The sequence below is a fragment of the Azospirillum sp. UFLA03-27 genome (assembly GCF_059803775.1).
Window position 1 is genome coordinate 1 of sequence record NZ_JAUQTX010000501.1, and the last position, 1,253, is coordinate 1,253.

Genomic DNA, 1,253 nt, shown 5'->3' on the forward strand with positions numbered 1-1,253 from the left:
GCGTATAATCGTCGGCAGCGTCAGATGTGTATAAGAGACAGCGGTTCCGACAGCCGGACGAGCGCCGCTTCCAGCGCCTCGGCGGCGTCGAGCAGCCCGTCCACCGGATAGGCCTTGTCGGCCTCCAGGCTGTAGGGGCCGCCCTGCCCCGCCGTGCGGGAATAGACCTGACGCCGCGCGGCGAGCAGGAAGGCTTCGGTCGGCCCCTGCGGGTTGTCGGCGGACAGCCGCGCCGCCCAGCCCTCCGCCGGCAGGACGCGGGCGCCCAGCATCACCGCGTCCATCAACTCCTGCGCCTGTTCGTCGCTGGCGACCAGATCCTCGATGCGGCGCTTCAGCCCGCGGGCGCGGCTGCGCCCCGTCTCCTCCGCCCCCAGCAGCCAGCGCCGCAGCTCCTGGGTCTCCCGCCCGGTCAGATGCCCGGCGAAGGCGCTGTCCGCCGCGTCGAAAACATGGTGCCCCTCGTCGAAGACGTAGCGGGTGGGCAGCGTCGGCTCCTCGCCGCCGCCGAGTGCGGCCTGCACCATGACCAGCGCGTGGTTGGCGATCACCACGTCGGCCTTGCGGGCGCGGCGCACGCTCTTCTCGATGTAGCAGCGGGCGTAATGGTCGCAGGCGGAGTAGATGCACTCGCCCCGCCGGTCGGCGAGGCCCAGCGTCCGCCCGCGCCCGGCGATGTCGACCAGCCAGCCGGGGAAGTCGCCGCCGGTCAGGTCGCCGTCGCGCGTCGCCGCCGCCCAGCGCGCCATCAGCCCCACCCCAATGGCGTGGTGGGGCTGCATCGGCATGCCGCGGACGGCCTCCTCCAGGTTCAGCAGGCACAGGTAGTTTTCCCGGCCTTTGCGCAGCACGACCTTGCGCGCCTTGGTCGCCGGCTCGGGGTAGAGACGGTCCAGCTCCGCGTCGATCTGGTGCTGGAGGTTGCGGGTGTAGGTGGAGATCCACACCGTGCCGCCGTTCTTCTCCGCCCACACCGTGGCCGGCGCCAGATAGCCCAGCGTCTTGCCGACGCCCGTTCCGGCCTCCGCCAGAACGACGTTCGGCGTGTCGGGCGCGGGGCGCGGGGCGAAGGCGGCGGACACCGCGCTGGCATAGTCGGCCTGCTGCGGGCGCGGCTCGGCCACCTTGCCGGGCACGCTGGCCGACAGCATCACCGACAGCCGGCGGCGCGCCTCGTCCGGCTCCACCGGGTGATGGGCCTGTCTCTTATACACATCTGACGCTGCCGACGATTATACGCGAGTGTAGATCTC

The 1,253-nt window shown here is 71.7% G+C and carries 1 pseudogene; it reads right to left on the bottom strand.

The features are described 5' to 3' along the window. Positions 1-29: 29 nt before the first annotated feature. Positions 30-1,196: pseudogene (locus Q4I23_RS32720) on the bottom strand (ATP-dependent DNA helicase); the annotation flags it as partial. Between the last annotated feature and the right edge of the window lie 57 nt (positions 1,197-1,253).